General features: G+C 66.5%; 9 protein-coding genes. 7 read left to right on the top strand and 2 right to left on the bottom strand.

The window, feature by feature from the left end:
- Positions 1-110 precede the first annotated feature (110 nt).
- From HZY97_RS05960 to HZY97_RS05935, 6 genes are all read left to right on the top strand, one after another.
- Positions 111-2396, top strand: a complete 2286-nt coding sequence (locus HZY97_RS05960) for a beta-glucosidase (RefSeq protein ID WP_257214885.1) — start codon at positions 111-113, stop codon at positions 2394-2396.
- Between the two features lie 88 nt (positions 2397-2484).
- Positions 2485-5628, top strand: coding sequence for a TonB-dependent receptor domain-containing protein (locus HZY97_RS05955; RefSeq protein WP_218942867.1), 3144 nt, complete (start codon positions 2485-2487; stop codon positions 5626-5628).
- A gap of 111 nt (positions 5629-5739) precedes the next feature.
- A complete protein-coding gene (locus HZY97_RS05950; protein ID WP_257214884.1) occupies positions 5740-7278 on the top strand; it encodes a tryptophan halogenase family protein in 1539 nt (512 codons plus the stop codon).
- Positions 7275-8816: a tryptophan halogenase family protein gene (locus HZY97_RS05945; RefSeq protein ID WP_218942866.1), complete on the top strand. Its 1542-nt coding sequence runs from the start codon at positions 7275-7277 to the stop codon at positions 8814-8816. Before HZY97_RS05950 ends, HZY97_RS05945 begins: the two co-directional genes overlap by 4 nt.
- Positions 8803-9858, top strand: a complete 1056-nt coding sequence (locus tag HZY97_RS05940) for a LacI family DNA-binding transcriptional regulator (protein ID WP_180141493.1) — start codon at positions 8803-8805, stop codon at positions 9856-9858. Before HZY97_RS05945 ends, HZY97_RS05940 begins: the two co-directional genes overlap by 14 nt.
- 34 nt (positions 9859-9892) lie before the next feature.
- Positions 9893-11095 carry an MFS transporter gene (locus HZY97_RS05935; RefSeq protein ID WP_180141491.1) on the top strand — a complete coding sequence of 401 codons (1203 nt, stop codon included), beginning with the start codon at positions 9893-9895 and terminating at the stop codon, positions 11093-11095.
- 39 nt (positions 11096-11134) lie between these two features.
- Here the strand turns inward: HZY97_RS05935 and HZY97_RS05930 are convergent, their stop codons facing one another.
- Entirely contained in the window at positions 11135-11434 is a 300-nt protein-coding gene (locus HZY97_RS05930) for a hypothetical protein (RefSeq protein WP_180141489.1), read from the bottom strand.
- A gap of 17 nt (positions 11435-11451) precedes the next feature.
- Positions 11452-12927 carry a murein L,D-transpeptidase gene (locus HZY97_RS05925; protein ID WP_180141698.1) on the bottom strand — a complete coding sequence of 492 codons (1476 nt, stop codon included), beginning with the start codon at positions 12925-12927 and terminating at the stop codon, positions 11452-11454.
- A 224-nt stretch (positions 12928-13151) separates the two neighbouring features.
- Here HZY97_RS05925 and HZY97_RS05920 point away from each other — a divergent pair, with 224 nt between their 5' ends.
- Positions 13152-14483, top strand: a complete 1332-nt coding sequence (locus tag HZY97_RS05920; RefSeq protein WP_180141487.1) for an MFS transporter — start codon at positions 13152-13154, stop codon at positions 14481-14483.
- The last annotated feature ends 155 nt before the right edge of the window (positions 14484-14638 follow it).

The raw sequence follows: 14638 nt of genomic DNA, 5'->3' as shown, positions 1-14638 counted from the left end.
TCGCTGAAGCCGACAGCGTTGTCGGACAAGGCTCCCCAGGTTGGATCGGATAAACTGGCGCACCCTGCGGTGCGCACGGTGCAGTCGTGTGCGCCGAAGGGGAGAGGTGAATGTTGGTCAGTCTGCGGCATGTGGCGCGCTCGATGGCGTTGCTCGCTACCACCGCGTTGGTCGGGCCGGTGCCGGGCGCGTTCGCGCAGGATCCCGTCGCGCCTGCCGCTTCGAATGACCCAGTCGCGCGTCCCTGGTCCGATCCCAAGCTTCCTGCTGCTGCCCGTGCGGAAATGCTGCTCTCGGCGATGACGCTCGAGGAGAAGCTGGCGCTCGTCTATACGTGGTTCCCGCCGATGGCGAAGGATCCGGCGGCGCCCACCGACATGATCCCCTCGGCGGGCCAGCAGCCGGCGATCCCGCGGCTCGGCATCCCGGCGCTGCGCGAGACCGATGCCAGCCTCGGCGTCGCCAACCAGGTCGAGCAGCGCAAGGGCGATACCGCCACTGCGCTCCCCTCGGGCCTGGCGCTCGCCGCCACCTTCGACCCGAAGCTCGCCTATGACAGCGGTGCGATGATCGGCAGCGAGGCGCGCGCCAAGCGCTTCAACGTGATGCTCGCCGGCGGCATCAACCTGACCCGCGATCCCTGGGGCGGCCGCAACTTCGAATATCTGGGCGAAGACCCGCTGCTCGCCGGCACGATGGCGGGCGAGTCGATCAAGGGCATCCAGTCGAACCATATCGTCTCGACGATCAAGCATTTCGCGCTGAACGCGCAGGAAACCGGCCGCTTCGTAAGCGACGGCAAGATCGGCGAGGCGGCGTTCCGCGAGAGTGACCTGCTCGCCTTCGAGCTGGCGATCGAGCGCGGCAAGCCGGGTTCGGTGATGTGCGCCTACATGTCGGTCAATGGCGACTTCGCCTGCGAGAACGCGTTCCTGCTCAACACCGTGCTCAAGCAGGACTGGGCGTATCCGGGCTGGGTGATGTCCGATTGGGGCGCAGTGCACTCGACGGTGCGCGCGGCGCGCAACGGGCTCGACCAGCAATCGGGCGGCGAGCTCGACACGCATTTCTTCTTCCGCGCTGATCTGAAGAAGGCGGTGGAGAGCGGCGAGCTGCCGATGGCGCGGCTCGACGACATGGCGCGGCGCATCCTCAATGGCATGTTCGCGACCGGCGTGATGGACGCCCCCGTCGTCGAGGCGCCGCAACCGATCGACAATGCGAAGAATGCCGAAGTCGCCCAGCGCGCGGCCGAGGCGGCGATCGTGCTGCTCAAGAACGAGAAGAACCTGCTGCCGCTCGCCAAATCGGCGAAGCGCATCGTGCTGATCGGCGGCCATGCCGATGTCGGCGTGCTCTCGGGCGGCGGCTCGTCGCAGGTCCGCTCGAATGGCGGTGCGCCGGTCGAGATACCGCTCAAAAATGGCCCGGCTGCGTCGTTTGCGCGCATGACCTGGCACGCTTCCTCGCCGCTTGCGGCGATCCGCGCGCTGGCCCCCAAGGCGCGTGTCGATTTCGTCGATGGCAGCGATCCCGACGCTGCTGCCGCGGCGGCGAGGAACGCGGATCTGGCGATCGTCTGGGCCACCCAGTGGACCAGCGAAGCCGAGGATCCGGAGAATATCGATCTCCAGGGCAACCAGAACGCAGTGATCGCCGCGGTCGCCGCCGCCAATCCGAAGACCGCCGTAGTGCTCAACACCGGCGGCCCGGTGCTGATGCCGTGGCTCGACAAGGTGCCGGCGGTGCTCGCCGCCTGGTATCCCGGCCAGCGCGGCGGAGAGGCGGTCGCCCGCGTACTGTTCGGCGAGGTGAACCCCTCGGGCCGCCTGCCGATCACCTTCCCCGCATCGCTTGACCAGGCGCCGCGGCCGAGCGTGCCGGGCTTCGAGCAGATCAAGGCCTCGCCCGATCGCGGCACCGATGCGCGCGCGATCAAGCCGTTCGTGATCGACTACAAGGAAGGCTCGGACGTCGGCTATCGCTGGTACGCCCGGCAGGGCCACCGCCCGACTTTCCCGTTCGGCTACGGCCTCAGCTACACGCGCTTCGCCTATGCGAACCTCAAGGTGGAAGGCGGCGCCGCGCTCACGGTGAGCTTCGACGTCACCAATCGCGGCAAGCGCGAAGGCGCCGACGTGCCCCAGCTTTACGTGACGCCGGCGACGGGCAGCCGCCCGTTGCGCCTGGCCGGCTTCGAGCGCGTGACGCTCAAGCCCGGCGAGACGCGCCGCGTCACCCTCATCGCAGAGCCGCGCATCGTCGCGGACTACGACACCGCCCAGCCCGGATGGCACCTGGCGGCGGGAACCTATCGTGTCGCGATTGCGCGGGATGCCGGTCAACCGGTGCTCACGGGCGCGGCGGATTTGCAGGAACGCCGGCTGGCGCCCTGAGACAAGCACCGGGTGAGGCGCGCGTAGATGCGCCGGGGTGCAGAAAACAGAGTGGGAGGACTAGGGAATGAAGGGATTATCCAGTTTGATGGCCGGCTTGCTGGCGTCGACCGCGTTGGTCGCGCCGGCATGGGCCCAGGATACGGTCACGCCGCAGGAGGATCAGGCCGACGAGATCGTCGTCACCGGTATCCGCGCCTCGCAGGCGAGCGCGATCAACATCAAGCGCACCGAAACGGCGATCGTCGACGCAATCTCCTCGGAAGACATCGGCAAGCTGCCCGACGTCACCGTGGTCGATGCGCTGCAGCGTATTTCCGGCGTCCAGATCAAGCGTGACGCGGGCGAGGGCTCGAGCGTCAACATCCGCGGCCTGCCGCAGGTGATCACGCTACTCAACGGCGAGCAGTATCTGAGCCCGGGCAACCTCGGCACCGCGCAGCCGAACCTCAACGACATCCCCGCCCAGCTGATGAACGCCGTGGTGGTGTACAAGTCGCAGGACCTGCGCAACGCGCTGTCGGGCATTTCGGGCACCGTCGATCTGCGCACGCGCCGTCCGTTCGACCTCAAGAGCGGGCTCACGCTCGCCGATCAGGCCGAATATTCGCGCGGCGACTATACCAAGAAGAACGATCACCTGATCAGCGGCCTGTTCAGCTGGCGCAACGACACGATCGGCGTGATGGTCGGCGCGACGCAGAGCCAGTCGCATCTCGGCAACAACTATGCCGGCATCGGCGGCAGCCCGTTCGGCAACAATGACTGGGGCGGCGCCGGCGCCAACTGGATCGCGCCGCACGGCTATGAGCTGTTCAGCCGCGAAGTCGAGCGCAACCGCTTCGGCATCAACGGTGCCGTGCAGCTCAAGTTCGCCGAAGGCTGGACGCTGACGGGCGAGGTGTTCCACACCGAGCTGGTCGAGCATAACCGTGCCTCGGGAGTGAACATCTCGAACCGCTGGAACGGCCTGACCTGGACCAACCCGACCGAGTCGACGCCTTCGGGCCAGACCGGCGGCAATGGCCAGCCCTGGCTTGACGTGTCGCAGTACGACCTCAATGTCTGGTGGTTCAACAGCTTCTCGGTCAACCGCACCGCGCACGAGAAGTCGACCAACTATAATCTCGAGCTGGAATACAACACCGGCGGACCGTTCACCTTCACGGCGCGTGCGCTGCGTTCGGATGCGAGCCTTCGCAGCATGAACGGCCAAGTGCAGGGCGATCTGAGCAACTGGCGTGCAGGCAGCCGCGCCTTCACCCTGTTCCGCAATCCGAACGACCTGACTCGCGGGCCGTTCTATCCGGCGAACATCGCGTCGCAATATCCGGCGTCGCGCTACACCAATGGCGTGATCGGCTCGAACGGCGGCCGCTATATCGATCCGAACCCGCTGGGCTATGGCCAGGATCCGCTGCTGCATCTCGACTTGCGCGGCAGCAACCCGACCTTCAGCGGCTTCGACACCCCGATCTCGGGCGGCCTGGGCGCCGGCAAGTCGCTCAAGGACTATATGGCCAACCTCAACAGCTATGCGGTTGCGGCCTTCTCGTCCGAGGGCAATCAGGAGAATACGTCCGATCTCGGCGTGTTCCGTGCCGATGGCAGCTATGAGTTCCAGGGCGGCGGCCTGTTCGGCCTGCTCAACCGCGTCGATGTCGGCGTGCGCCGTTCGGATCGCTCGACCCAGATCAAGAACTTCCACCTATTCTCGAACTTCTATGGCGGGAACGGCGCCGCGACGCCGCAGGGCTGTGCTGCGCAGTGGAAGGCGATCGACGTGGTGATGGACAACCCGCAATGCTCCGCGGGCGAGTTCGTCTCCAACCCGGGCTATAACGCGGCACTTCCGGCTGCGACGGGCCCCTCGGCCTGCGGCGCTTCTGCGGCCAACGTGCCGACCTGCTTCCAGGGCTATACCGTCAACCGGCCCACGCCGCTCAATGCCTATAACAACGTCACCTTCCAGACCAACTGGGGCGGCGTGGTCAACGGCATGCCGGGCATGTGGGTGGTCAACCCCAAGGACTTTGACGACATCAAGTCGTTCATGACTCGCGTGTTCGGCGGTGCCGACGAAGTCATCGTCCCGGGCAATACGTATGACGTCGATCTCATCGAAGAGAGCGCCTACATCAACACCAACTGGAAGAGCGGCGGGTTCAAGGCCGATGTCGGTGTGAAGGTCATCAAGACCAGCATCGACGTGAAGCAGAACCTGACCGGCGACACCCGGGCATACGGCGATACCAACCTCGACGTGGGCGATAGCGTCACCCGCCGCAGCTATACCGACTGGCTGCCGACGGTGACCCTGTCCTACGACATCAACGACAAGCTGCGCCTGCGTGCGGCCTTCGCCAAGACGATGATCCCGCTGGATCTCGGCAATTATGGCGGCGGTCTCACGATCAGCACGGCGGACTCGGCCGGCCCGACGCCTGCCAACCCGACGGCAGCGCCGCTCGGCGTCCGTCAGGTCACCGGTGCCAGCTCGAGCGGCAACCCGTATCTGAACCCGTGGCGCTCGAACAACTACGACATCAGCCTGGAATATTATCTGGGCCGTGCCTCGATGCTCAATGTCGGCCTGTTCAAGCTCGACATCGACAGCTTCGTGACCACCGCGACCACGATGACCGGCCGCTATCCGGATGCCGACGGCGTGATCCGCCGCACGGTGCCGGTGACGCAGCCGGCGCAGGGTGCCGGCGGCAATCTGCAGGGCCTGGAAGCCGGCGCCAAGCTGGCCTTCACCGACCTGTTCCCGGAAGTGCCGTTCCTGCGCAACTTCGGCATCGACGCCAACTACACCTACTCCGACTCCTCGCAGTCGGCGCGGGGGCTCGATGGCAAGAAGCTGCCGTTCCAGGATAACTCCAAGCACCAGATCAATCTGGTCGCCTGGTACCAGGACGACATCTTCCAGGCGCGCGTCGCATGGAACCACCGTACCGATCGCCTTGCGAACATGGGCCTCGGCTATGACGTGGATCCGGGCCCCGCGGTCGATCAGCGCAACATCCCGGTGATGCAGCAGGCCAGCGACTATGTGGACGTGAATCTCACGGCCAATATCACCGAGCAGTTCGCCCTTTACGGCAACGTCTCGAACCTGCTGGGCGAGCGCGAGCGCTATTACTTCCAGTTCGACAAGGACTCGCAGCAGTTCCACTCGCAGAACCGCTTCGAGCCGCGTTACTCGGTGGGCATCCGCTACCGTTTCTAAGAGCCAACCCTCCTGGGCCGGCAGTCTCCCAGAGGCTGCCGGCCCATTTTTCAAGAACTGGAACCGGCGGTTTCGCTTGCGATACCGCTACCAAGACGATCAGATGACGTAATGAAAGACGGGGGTATGGCCAGCGGCGCGATCGAGCGTGTCGTCATCGTCGGCGGGGGCACCGCGGGCTGGATGGCGGCGGCGGCGCTCGGCGCCTATCTGGCGGGAACGGGCACCCGGATCACCCTGATCGAAAGCTCCGAAATCGGGACGATCGGCGTCGGCGAGGCGACGATCCCGACCATTCGCCGTTTCTATGCCAGCCTCGGCATGACCGATGCCGAAGTGATGCGCGCCTGCGAGGCGACCGCCAAGCTCGGCATCCGCTTCGTCGACTGGAAGCCGGGGGCGAGCTTCGTCCATCCCTTTGGCCGTTTCGGGCAGGACCTGCGCGGCGTCGATTTCCACCATTATTGGCTGAAGGCCCGTGCCGCCGGACAGGCCGCGCCGCTCGAGGAATATTCGCTCGGCGCGATGCTGGCGCGCGAAGGCCATGCCAGCGTGCCGATGCCCAATCCGCCGAGCCAGCTCTCGGTGTTCGACTGGGCACTCCATTTCGACGCGTCGCTGTTCGCCGCGCACATGCGCGGCTTTGCCGAGCGGATCGGCGTGCAGCGGATCGATGCGCGGATCACCGATGTCGCGCTGAACGGCGAGAGCGGCTTTATCGAGGGCGTGACGCTCGACAGCGGCGAACGCATCGAGGGCGACCTGTTCATCGACTGCTCGGGCTTTCGCGGCCTGTTGATCGGCGAGGCGCTGGGCGTCGGCTATCAGGACTGGTCGCACTGGCTGCTCTGCGATGGCGCCTTTGCGGTGCAGAGCGAGCGGGTAGGGGAGCCGCCAAGCTGCACCACGGTCACCGCGCGCAGCGCCGGCTGGCAATGGCGCATCCCGCTGCGCACCCGCGAAGGCAATGGCATCGTCTTCTCGAGCAACTTTCAGAGCGACGACGACGCGCGCGCCGAACTGCTCGCCAACGTCGCGGGCAAGACGACAATGGAGCCGCGGAAGCTGCGCTTCACGCCGGGCCGTCGCGCGGTCGCCTGGGCGAAGAATTGCGTGTCGCTCGGCCTGGCCTCGGGCTTTCTCGAGCCGCTGGAATCGACCAGCATCGCGCTGATCGAGACGGGCATCGAGCGGTTGAAGCAGCTCTTTCCCGACAAGAGCTTCGATCCCGCAGTGGTCGCCGAATATAACACGCAGTCGGCCGAGGAGATGGAGCGCGTCCGCGACTTCATCATCCTTCATTATCATCTCAGCACGCGCGAAGGGCCATTCTGGCAGGCGTGTCGTGACATGCGCTTGCCCGACAGCCTGAACGCCAAGCTCGACCTTTGGCGCGCGCGCGGCGCATTCCTGCGCTATCGCTGGGAGATGTTCTCGCCTGCATCCTGGCTCGCCATCTATGGCGGGTTCGAGCATTTGCCCGATCGGATCGATCCTGCGCTTGCCGCGGTCGACCCCGCCGAGCTTGCCCAGGGGCTGGAGCAGATGCGTGCAGCGGTCGCCCGCGCGGTCCAGGACACGCCCACCCATTCCGAATTTCTCGCGACGGTCGATGGCGCCGCTGCCGAGCCCGTAAGGACATCCGCATGAACAACCCCGACGCGCTGCGTAAGGTCTGCATTGTCGGCGGCGGTACCGCCGGCTGGATCGCCGCCGCGGTGATGGCGCATCACATGAAGGGCAAGCTCTTCGAGATCGAGCTCGTCGAGAGCGACGATATCGGCACGATTGGCGTAGGCGAGAGCACGATCCCGCCGTTCCTCGAACTGATCGCCAAGCTCGACATCAACGAGCAGGATTTTGTCCGCCAGGTCAAGGCGAGCTTCAAGCTCGGCATCGAGTTCAAGGACTGGCACAAGAAGGGCGAGCGCTATTTCCATCCGTTCGGCGATATCGGCCAGCGGGTCGAGCTCAGCGAATTCTACCAGTGCTGGCGCAAGGCGACGCTCTCCGGCCACGACTTCCCGCTCCAGGATTTCGCACCCGCCAGCGTGATGGCGCGCGAGGGGCGCTTCATGCTGCCGTTCAAGGCGCAGAAGACCCCGATCGCCGGCGCATCCTATGCGCTCCATGTCGATGCCAAGCGCGTCGCCCAGTTCCTCCGCGGCCATGCCGAAGCGCGGGGGGTGAAGCGCACCGAGGGCATGGTCACCGATGTGTCGCTCGACGATCGCGGTTTCGTCTCGGCGCTGACACTCAAGGACGGGCGCACCGTCGAAGCCGATTTCTTCATCGATTGCTCGGGCTTCCGCGCGCTGCTGATCGAGAAGACGCTCGGCACTAAATATACCGACTGGTCCAACTACCTCTTCTGCGACCGTGCCATCGCCGCGCAGACCGAGAATGTCGGCCCGCCATCGCCCTATACGCTTGCCGAGGCGCAGGATGCCGGCTGGCGCTGGCGCATCCCGCTCCAGCACCGCACCGGCAACGGCCATGTCTTCTCCTCCGAGTTCATGAGCGACGAGGAAGCGACGCGCATCCTGCTCGACAAGGTCGAAGGGGAAGTGGTCGCCGGCCCGATGGTGGTGCCGTTCAAGACCGGCGTGCGCGAGCAGATCTGGCACAAGAATGTGCTGTCGCTCGGCCTTGCCTCGGGCTTTATCGAGCCGCTCGAATCGACCGCGATCCACCTGGTCTATCGCGGCATGGACTTCTTTTTCCGCTTCCTGCCCGATCGCCACTGCGATCCGGCGCTGGCGGACGAGTATAACCGCCGCATGGTGGCGGACTATACCGAGATCCGCGACTTCATCGTGCTCCATTATTGCCTGAGCGCACGCGACGACACGCCGTTCTGGCGCAAGGTGCGCGACATGGAATGGCCGGACAGCCTGAAGGAGCGGGTCGAGCTGTTCCGCAGCAACGGATCGCTGCGCGAAGGGCTCGACGAGCTGTTCCGCTCGGTCAGCTGGTTCTCGGTGTTCGACGGCATGGGCGTGCGTCCGCGCGGCTATCACCCGCTGGTCGACCGGATCGACGAGGTCGCGCTCTGGGCCGGAATGGACAAGGCGCGCGATCAGCTTGCGGCGATGGTCCAGCAGCTGCCGACCCACCAGCAGTTCATCGATGCGCATTGCCGCGCCGACAAGGTCGATCTCGCGCGGCCCGCCAATGCAGCTGCGTAAGCGCGCGATCACGATCAAGGATGTGGCGGCGGAGGCGGGAGTCTCGCTGCAGACGGTGAGCCGCGTCATCAACAAGGGGCCGAACGTCACCCCCGGCGTGCAGGCCCGCGTCCAGGACGCGATCGACAAGCTTGGTTATGTTCCCAGCCTTGCCGCGCGTCGGCTGGGCGGGTCGCGTTCCTATCTCGTCCTCGCCTTCAACGACGAGCGCCCGACGGTCGAGGGCTGGCAGTCGCGGCGCGGCAATGACTGGGTCGATCAGATGCTGTTCGGCGGCATGCTCAAATGCGCCGAGCATGGCTATCGGATGCTGTTCGAGCTGGTCGATTCGCATTCGGACCAGCTCGAGGCGCAGGTCCGCGCCGCGCTCTCGGCGCTGCATCCGGACGGCGTGATCCTGACCCCGCCGCACAGCGAGGACGACCGGATCACCAACCTGCTCCACCAGGCCGGGCTGATCTTCGCGCGGCTCGGCTCGCACCGCGAGGGCGAGGGCTTTGCGGTCTATATGGACGACGAGGCGGCAGCGCGGCGGGCGACCGAGCATCTGCTCGACCTCGGCCACACCCGTATAGCCTATGTCCAGGGCCACCCCGACTATGCGATGAGCCCGGATCGCCTCCACGGCTTCACCAGCGCGATCGAGGCGCGCGGGCACAAGGTGTCGCCCGAATATCTCCAGCCCGGCGACTTCACCTATGAGGCGGGCGTGACCGCGCTCCAGACGCTGGCGGGGTTGCCCGTGCCGCCCACCGCGATCCTGGCGAGCAGCGACGAGATGGCGCTGGGCGTGCTCCACGCTGCCGGCCAGCTTGGCCTCGCTGTGCCCGGCGACATCTCGGTGGTCAGCTTCGACGATACGCCGACGGTGCGGATGAGCGTGCCGGCGCTCACCGCGATCCGCCAGCCGATCGCCGCGATGACCGCCAAGGCCGCCGAGCTGCTGATCCAGACCAAGGCGCGCGACGAAGCCGGGAACGGTCGCTATCTGCTGCCCTTCGACTTCGTCGTTCGTGACTCGACTGCGCCGCCGCGGCGTTGACTTGGTCCCCGCCGGGAACGATGGTCCGCCGTCCATGCGTTTCGCTTCTCCCGGCCGCGGCTTCATCCTTCTCTACGCGCTGGCCTATTCGGGCATGTTCGTCAGCTTCATGCCGTTCGTCATGGTGCTGCTACCGTTGAAGGCCGCGATGGCGGGTGGGGGGCATGCCGTGCAGCTGCTCAGCGCCGGCGCGCTCGGCGGCGCGGCAGTGGCGAGCGTCGCCAATGTCATCTTCGGTGCGCTGAGCGATCGCACGCGGCGGCTTCGCGGCACGCGGCGTCCGTGGATCACCGTCGGGCTGGGCGTGCTCTGCGGGTCTTATGGCCTGCTGCGCGTTGCCGCCGATCCGGTGAGCCTGCTCATCGCCGTCACCTGCATCCAGATCGGCATCAACATGATGTTCGCGCCGATCGCCGCGGTGATGGCCGACGAGATCCCCGATGCGCAAAAGGGCATGGTCGCCGCGCTGACCGGCATCGCGCACCCGATCGGGGCGATGTCTGCGGTGCTGATCACGCTGCCGGGGCTCGGCGGCGACACCGTGCGCTACATTCTGCTCTGCCTGCTCTTCGTCGCGATGACCGCGCCCTTCCTGCTGCTCGCCCGCGAAGGCGCCGCGCTGCCGCCACCGCCGCCCGCGCCACAGCGCGAGCTTCGCCGCTTCGACTTCGTCCTCGCCTGGACCTCGCGCATCTTGTTCCAGGTCGCGGGCAATGGCCTCGCCACTTATGGCTTCTTCTATTTCCTGGCGGTGCTCGACCGCGAGGACATCAGCAAGACCAGCGTCGAGGCCAGCCCGATCGTCGCGACGATGACCGGATCGACGATCGTCGCGGTGATGCTCACCCTGCTGGCCGGCAAGCTTTCCGACCGCATCCTGCGCCGCAAACCGTTCCTTGCCGCCGGCGCGGTAGGGATGGCGGCAGGGCTTTCGACGATGGCGTTTGCGAAGAGCTGGGGCGTGGCAGCGATCGGGCACGCGATGGCGATGTCGGGGCTCAGCGTGTTCCTCGCCATTCATTCGGCGATGGCGATGCAGCTGCTGCCCAATCCCGCGCATCGCGGCCGCGACCTAGGCATCCTCAACCTCACCAACACACTGCCGGCGATGGTCGCGCCGCTGCTGGCGCTCGCGCTGGCGCCGGAGAAGACGGGGTACATGGTCTGGCTGCTGATCCTGGCGGGCGGCACGCTGGCCGGCGGCGCGGTGGCGCTCTGCATCCGGACCCAGGATTGAGAAGGGAGGGGCGGGCCCGTAGACCCGCCCGCTCGTAGCTTACTGCGCCGGCTGCTCGCTGGTGTTGCGGTTGACCTTGGCGGTCATGCCCGTCGCGTCGGCGTCGTCCTGGGTCTGCTCGTCGGGTGCGAGTTCGGCGACCGGCGGCGGGGTTGCGGCGGTGGTGTTGGTCGTCACCGGGGCGACCGGCTCATCGATCGTGACATTGGCGAAATTGTCCGGGGCGCCGATATTGGCGACGATCGTCTCGTTCGCGGTCGTGTCCTCAGACTTGTTGCCCGAGCAGGCGGCGAGCGCCAGGCCGGCGGCGCCGACCAGCGCGATGGTGCGGATCTTCATTCTATTTCCCCTTTTTCTCAACGTGCGGAAACGGCCGCCGCGGTAATCGCGGAGCGTTTCTCGATCTTTGCCGCAAGGTCCTTGTCCCAGCCATAGGGATCGCCGCGGAAGTTCATCGTGCCGTTCGCGTTGGCGAAGGCGGTCCAGTAGAGCAGATAGACCGAGACCTGGTCCTGCTCCTGCAGGCTCACGCGCAGTGTATCGCCCTTGGCGAGCGCGGCGTTGATCTGCTCGGGCTGCCAGTTAGGATCATTGCGCAGCAGCAGCTGCGCAAGCGGGCCGGGCTTCTCCAGGCGGACGCAGCCATGCGAGGCCAGGCGGCTGAAGCTCGAAAAGGTCGACTGCGACGGCGTGTCGTGCAGGTACACGGCATAGTTGTTCGGGAAGTCGAACTTGTAGCGACCAAGCGCGCTCTTCGGCCCGGGCTGCTGCTGCAGGCGGCGGTTCGCGCCGGTGCCGATGATCTTGTAGCCCTGCGCCTTCAGCGCCGCCTCGCCCTTCGGCCACAGCTCCTTCTGCGCAATGCCGGTCGGCACGTTCCACGGCGGGTTGAGCACGATCGAGTGGATCTTGGACTGGAGCATCGGCGTCTCGTTGCCGGGACGGCCGGTGACGGCCTTCATCGACGCGATCGGGGAATCACCCTCGAACACGGTGAGCACGGCGGCGGCGATGTTCACCTGAATCCGCTTGGCCGGCATCTCGCTCGGGAGCCAGCGCCAGCGCTCCATGTTGGCCATGATCTGGCCGACCCGGTCCTGCGCCGGCACGTTCAACGCGGCAAGCGTGCCCGACGAGACCACACCCGTGGGGTTGAGCCCGTAGCGGCGCTGGGCGCGGACCACGGCGTCCTTCAGATCGGCATCGAACTTGTCGCCGGTGGCAGCCACCTGGCTGTCTTCCACCGCGAGCCGCTTGCGCAGCGCCGCGACCCGCGCGCCGCTTGCGCCGACGGCGAGGTCAGGGCCGGCCGCCAGCTTATCCCAGCCGCCGTTCGCCACGATCTTGCGATAGGTCGCCAGGCCGGCCTGGAGCGTATCGTACCCGGCCCAGGGCGGCGGCAGCTGGCGCAGCCAGGCGCCGACGCGGTTCTGCTTCACTGCCTCGGCAAAGGCGGGCAGGGGATCATAGCCGGTGGGGCGCAGGCCCCAGTTCGGGTCGAAGTCGGACTCGGCGAGACGGCCCGAATGCACGGCCTTGGCATAGTCGAGCGCGGCGCGGACCAGCGTGTCGTTATCCTTGAAGCTCGGCGTGGGATCGCCGACGCGGCGCAGGCCCTGGGCGAAACCGGCCTCGGTGAGGATCGGCGCGAGCTCGGCGGCCTGGGCCGGGGTCAGTACCGGCAGCACGACCGGCGGGTTGGGCACGAACGGCGGCACCGGCACGACCTGTTGCGGGGCCGGCGTGCTCTGCGGCGCGGGCGCCACCTGCTGCGCGACGACCGGCGCCGCGATCCCGGCTAGCACCGCGCTCCACGCGGCCCGGCGGGCCATCCGTCCCGAAAACACCTTCGTCACTCGCAAATCTCCTTCGCGGCCGCCCTGCATCGGACGACCTGAATCGCAGATTGCTATTATGCCAAAGCAGTTGCCGCTGGCGAGCGCGGAATTTACACCCATGCTTGCAGCGCCTTGACAGTGGCAACGTTGTCGGACCACGCTGCAGTCAAACGCCTGCCGGAACCGGGGACGGGCGAAAACCGGCAGGGAGAGATATTTTGGCATCCGCACGCTCTACGCAGACGACGCTGGCATTCGCCGCCGTCACCACATTGTTCTTCGCATGGGGCTTCATCACCTCGCTGGTCGACCCGCTGGTCGCCGCGGTGAAGGGCATCTTCACGCTCACCGACGTGCAGGCCCAGGCCAGCGCCTTCGCCTTCTTCTTCGCCTATTTCGTCGTCTCGCTGCCCGCTGCCGCGCTCGTCAGCAAGCTGAAGGCCGTGCCTTCGATCATTGCGGCCCTGTGCACGATGATCGCCGGCTGCCTGATCATGCTCGCCGCGGCGAACGTCGCCAATTACTGGCTCGTGCTGCTCGGCCTGTTCGTGCTGGCGAGCGGCATCACCATCCTGCAGGTGGCGGCGAACCCGCTCGCCGCGGCGCTGGGCGATCCCAAGGGCAGCCATTTCCGCCTGGTGCTCAGCCAGACCTTCAACTCGGTCGGCACCTTCCTCGGGCCGCTGCTCGGCGCGCATCTGTTCCTCAAGGGCGTCGAGGTGAAGGCCGGCACGGTGATCACCCCGGAAATCCGCGCCGATGCGCTGCATGGCATCGATTCGGCCTATTTCTGGATCTGCGGCCTCATCGCGGCGCTCGCGGTTTTCTTCTATCTGAGCCGCCGCGTCGTCACCGAAGCCGCGCCGGCACCGGCCTCGAGCGCAGGCCTGCTCTCGGCCTTCTCGTCCAAATGGGCACTGCTCGGCGGCCTGGCGATCTTCCTCTATGTCGGCGCCGAGGTGTCGATCGGCACGCAGATGGCGCTGTTCCTCAATTCGAATGCGATCTGGGGCCATAGCGACGCCGCGTTCAACGTGCCGCTGCTCGGTTACCTGATGGGTAGCGACGGTGTTCCGGGGGTCTCGCTGCAGGAAGCCGGCAAGGCCGTCGCCTTTTACTGGGGCGGTGCGATGGTCGGCCGGTTGATCGGCTCGGGCCTGCTCACCCAGATCAAGGCGCACAAGCTGCTCGCGCTGTTCACCGCGATTGCCGCGGCGATGTGCGTCTATGTCTTCGTGGTGGGCGGTGTCACCGCCGGCTTCGTCGCGCTGGCGATCGGCCTGTTCAACTCGATCATGTTCCCGGTGATCTTCACGCTGACGCTCGAGCGTTCCACCGCGAGCGAGGAATCGACTTCGGGCCTGCTCTGCACCGCCATCGTCGGCGGCGCGGTGCTGCCGCTGCTCGTCGGTGTGCTCTCGGGCGCGCATGGCTATGCCTTCGCGCTGATCCTGCCGGCGGCCTGCTATGTCGCGCTGTGCGTGTTCGCGATCGCGGCCGGCCGTGCGCCGGTGGTTCGCGCAGAAGGCGAGATGGCCTCGGTCCACTGATAAGGGAAAGTCGTTCACCTGCCGCCGGACCCCCGGTTTTCACCCATCCGGCGGCAGGGAAACGAACTGGTGCGCGGTACGCTCTCAACAGTATCCGGTCATTCGCGCACAATGCCGGATCGCCCCACTAAACGGCCGGCTCTCCGAGAACTTGC

This window comes from Sphingomonas sp. R-74633 (genome assembly GCF_013416555.1).
GTDB lineage: Bacteria > Pseudomonadota > Alphaproteobacteria > Sphingomonadales > Sphingomonadaceae > Sphingomonas.
Note: the sequence above shows the minus strand (reverse complement) of the source record. Positions and strands in the feature narration are given on the sequence as shown.

What these genes read in the sequence shown, in the direction of transcription:
- HZY97_RS05955 (WP_218942867.1), top strand. Translation starts at nt 2,485, where the DNA reads ATGGCCGGCTTGCTGGCGTCGACCGCGTTGGTCGCGCCGGCATGGGCC.
- HZY97_RS05950 (WP_257214884.1), top strand. Translation starts at nt 5,740, where the DNA reads ATGAAAGACGGGGGTATGGCCAGCGGCGCGATCGAGCGTGTCGTCATC.
- HZY97_RS05940 (WP_180141493.1), top strand. Translation starts at nt 8,803, where the DNA reads ATGCAGCTGCGTAAGCGCGCGATCACGATCAAGGATGTGGCGGCGGAG.
- HZY97_RS05935 (WP_180141491.1), top strand. Translation starts at nt 9,893, where the DNA reads ATGCGTTTCGCTTCTCCCGGCCGCGGCTTCATCCTTCTCTACGCGCTG.
- HZY97_RS05960 (WP_257214885.1), top strand. Translation starts at nt 111, where the DNA reads ATGTTGGTCAGTCTGCGGCATGTGGCGCGCTCGATGGCGTTGCTCGCT.
- HZY97_RS05945 (WP_218942866.1), top strand. Translation starts at nt 7,275, where the DNA reads ATGAACAACCCCGACGCGCTGCGTAAGGTCTGCATTGTCGGCGGCGGT.
- HZY97_RS05925 (WP_180141698.1), bottom strand. Translation starts at nt 12,927, where the DNA reads ATGGCCCGCCGGGCCGCGTGGAGCGCGGTGCTAGCCGGGATCGCGGCG.
- HZY97_RS05930 (WP_180141489.1), bottom strand. Translation starts at nt 11,434, where the DNA reads ATGAAGATCCGCACCATCGCGCTGGTCGGCGCCGCCGGCCTGGCGCTC.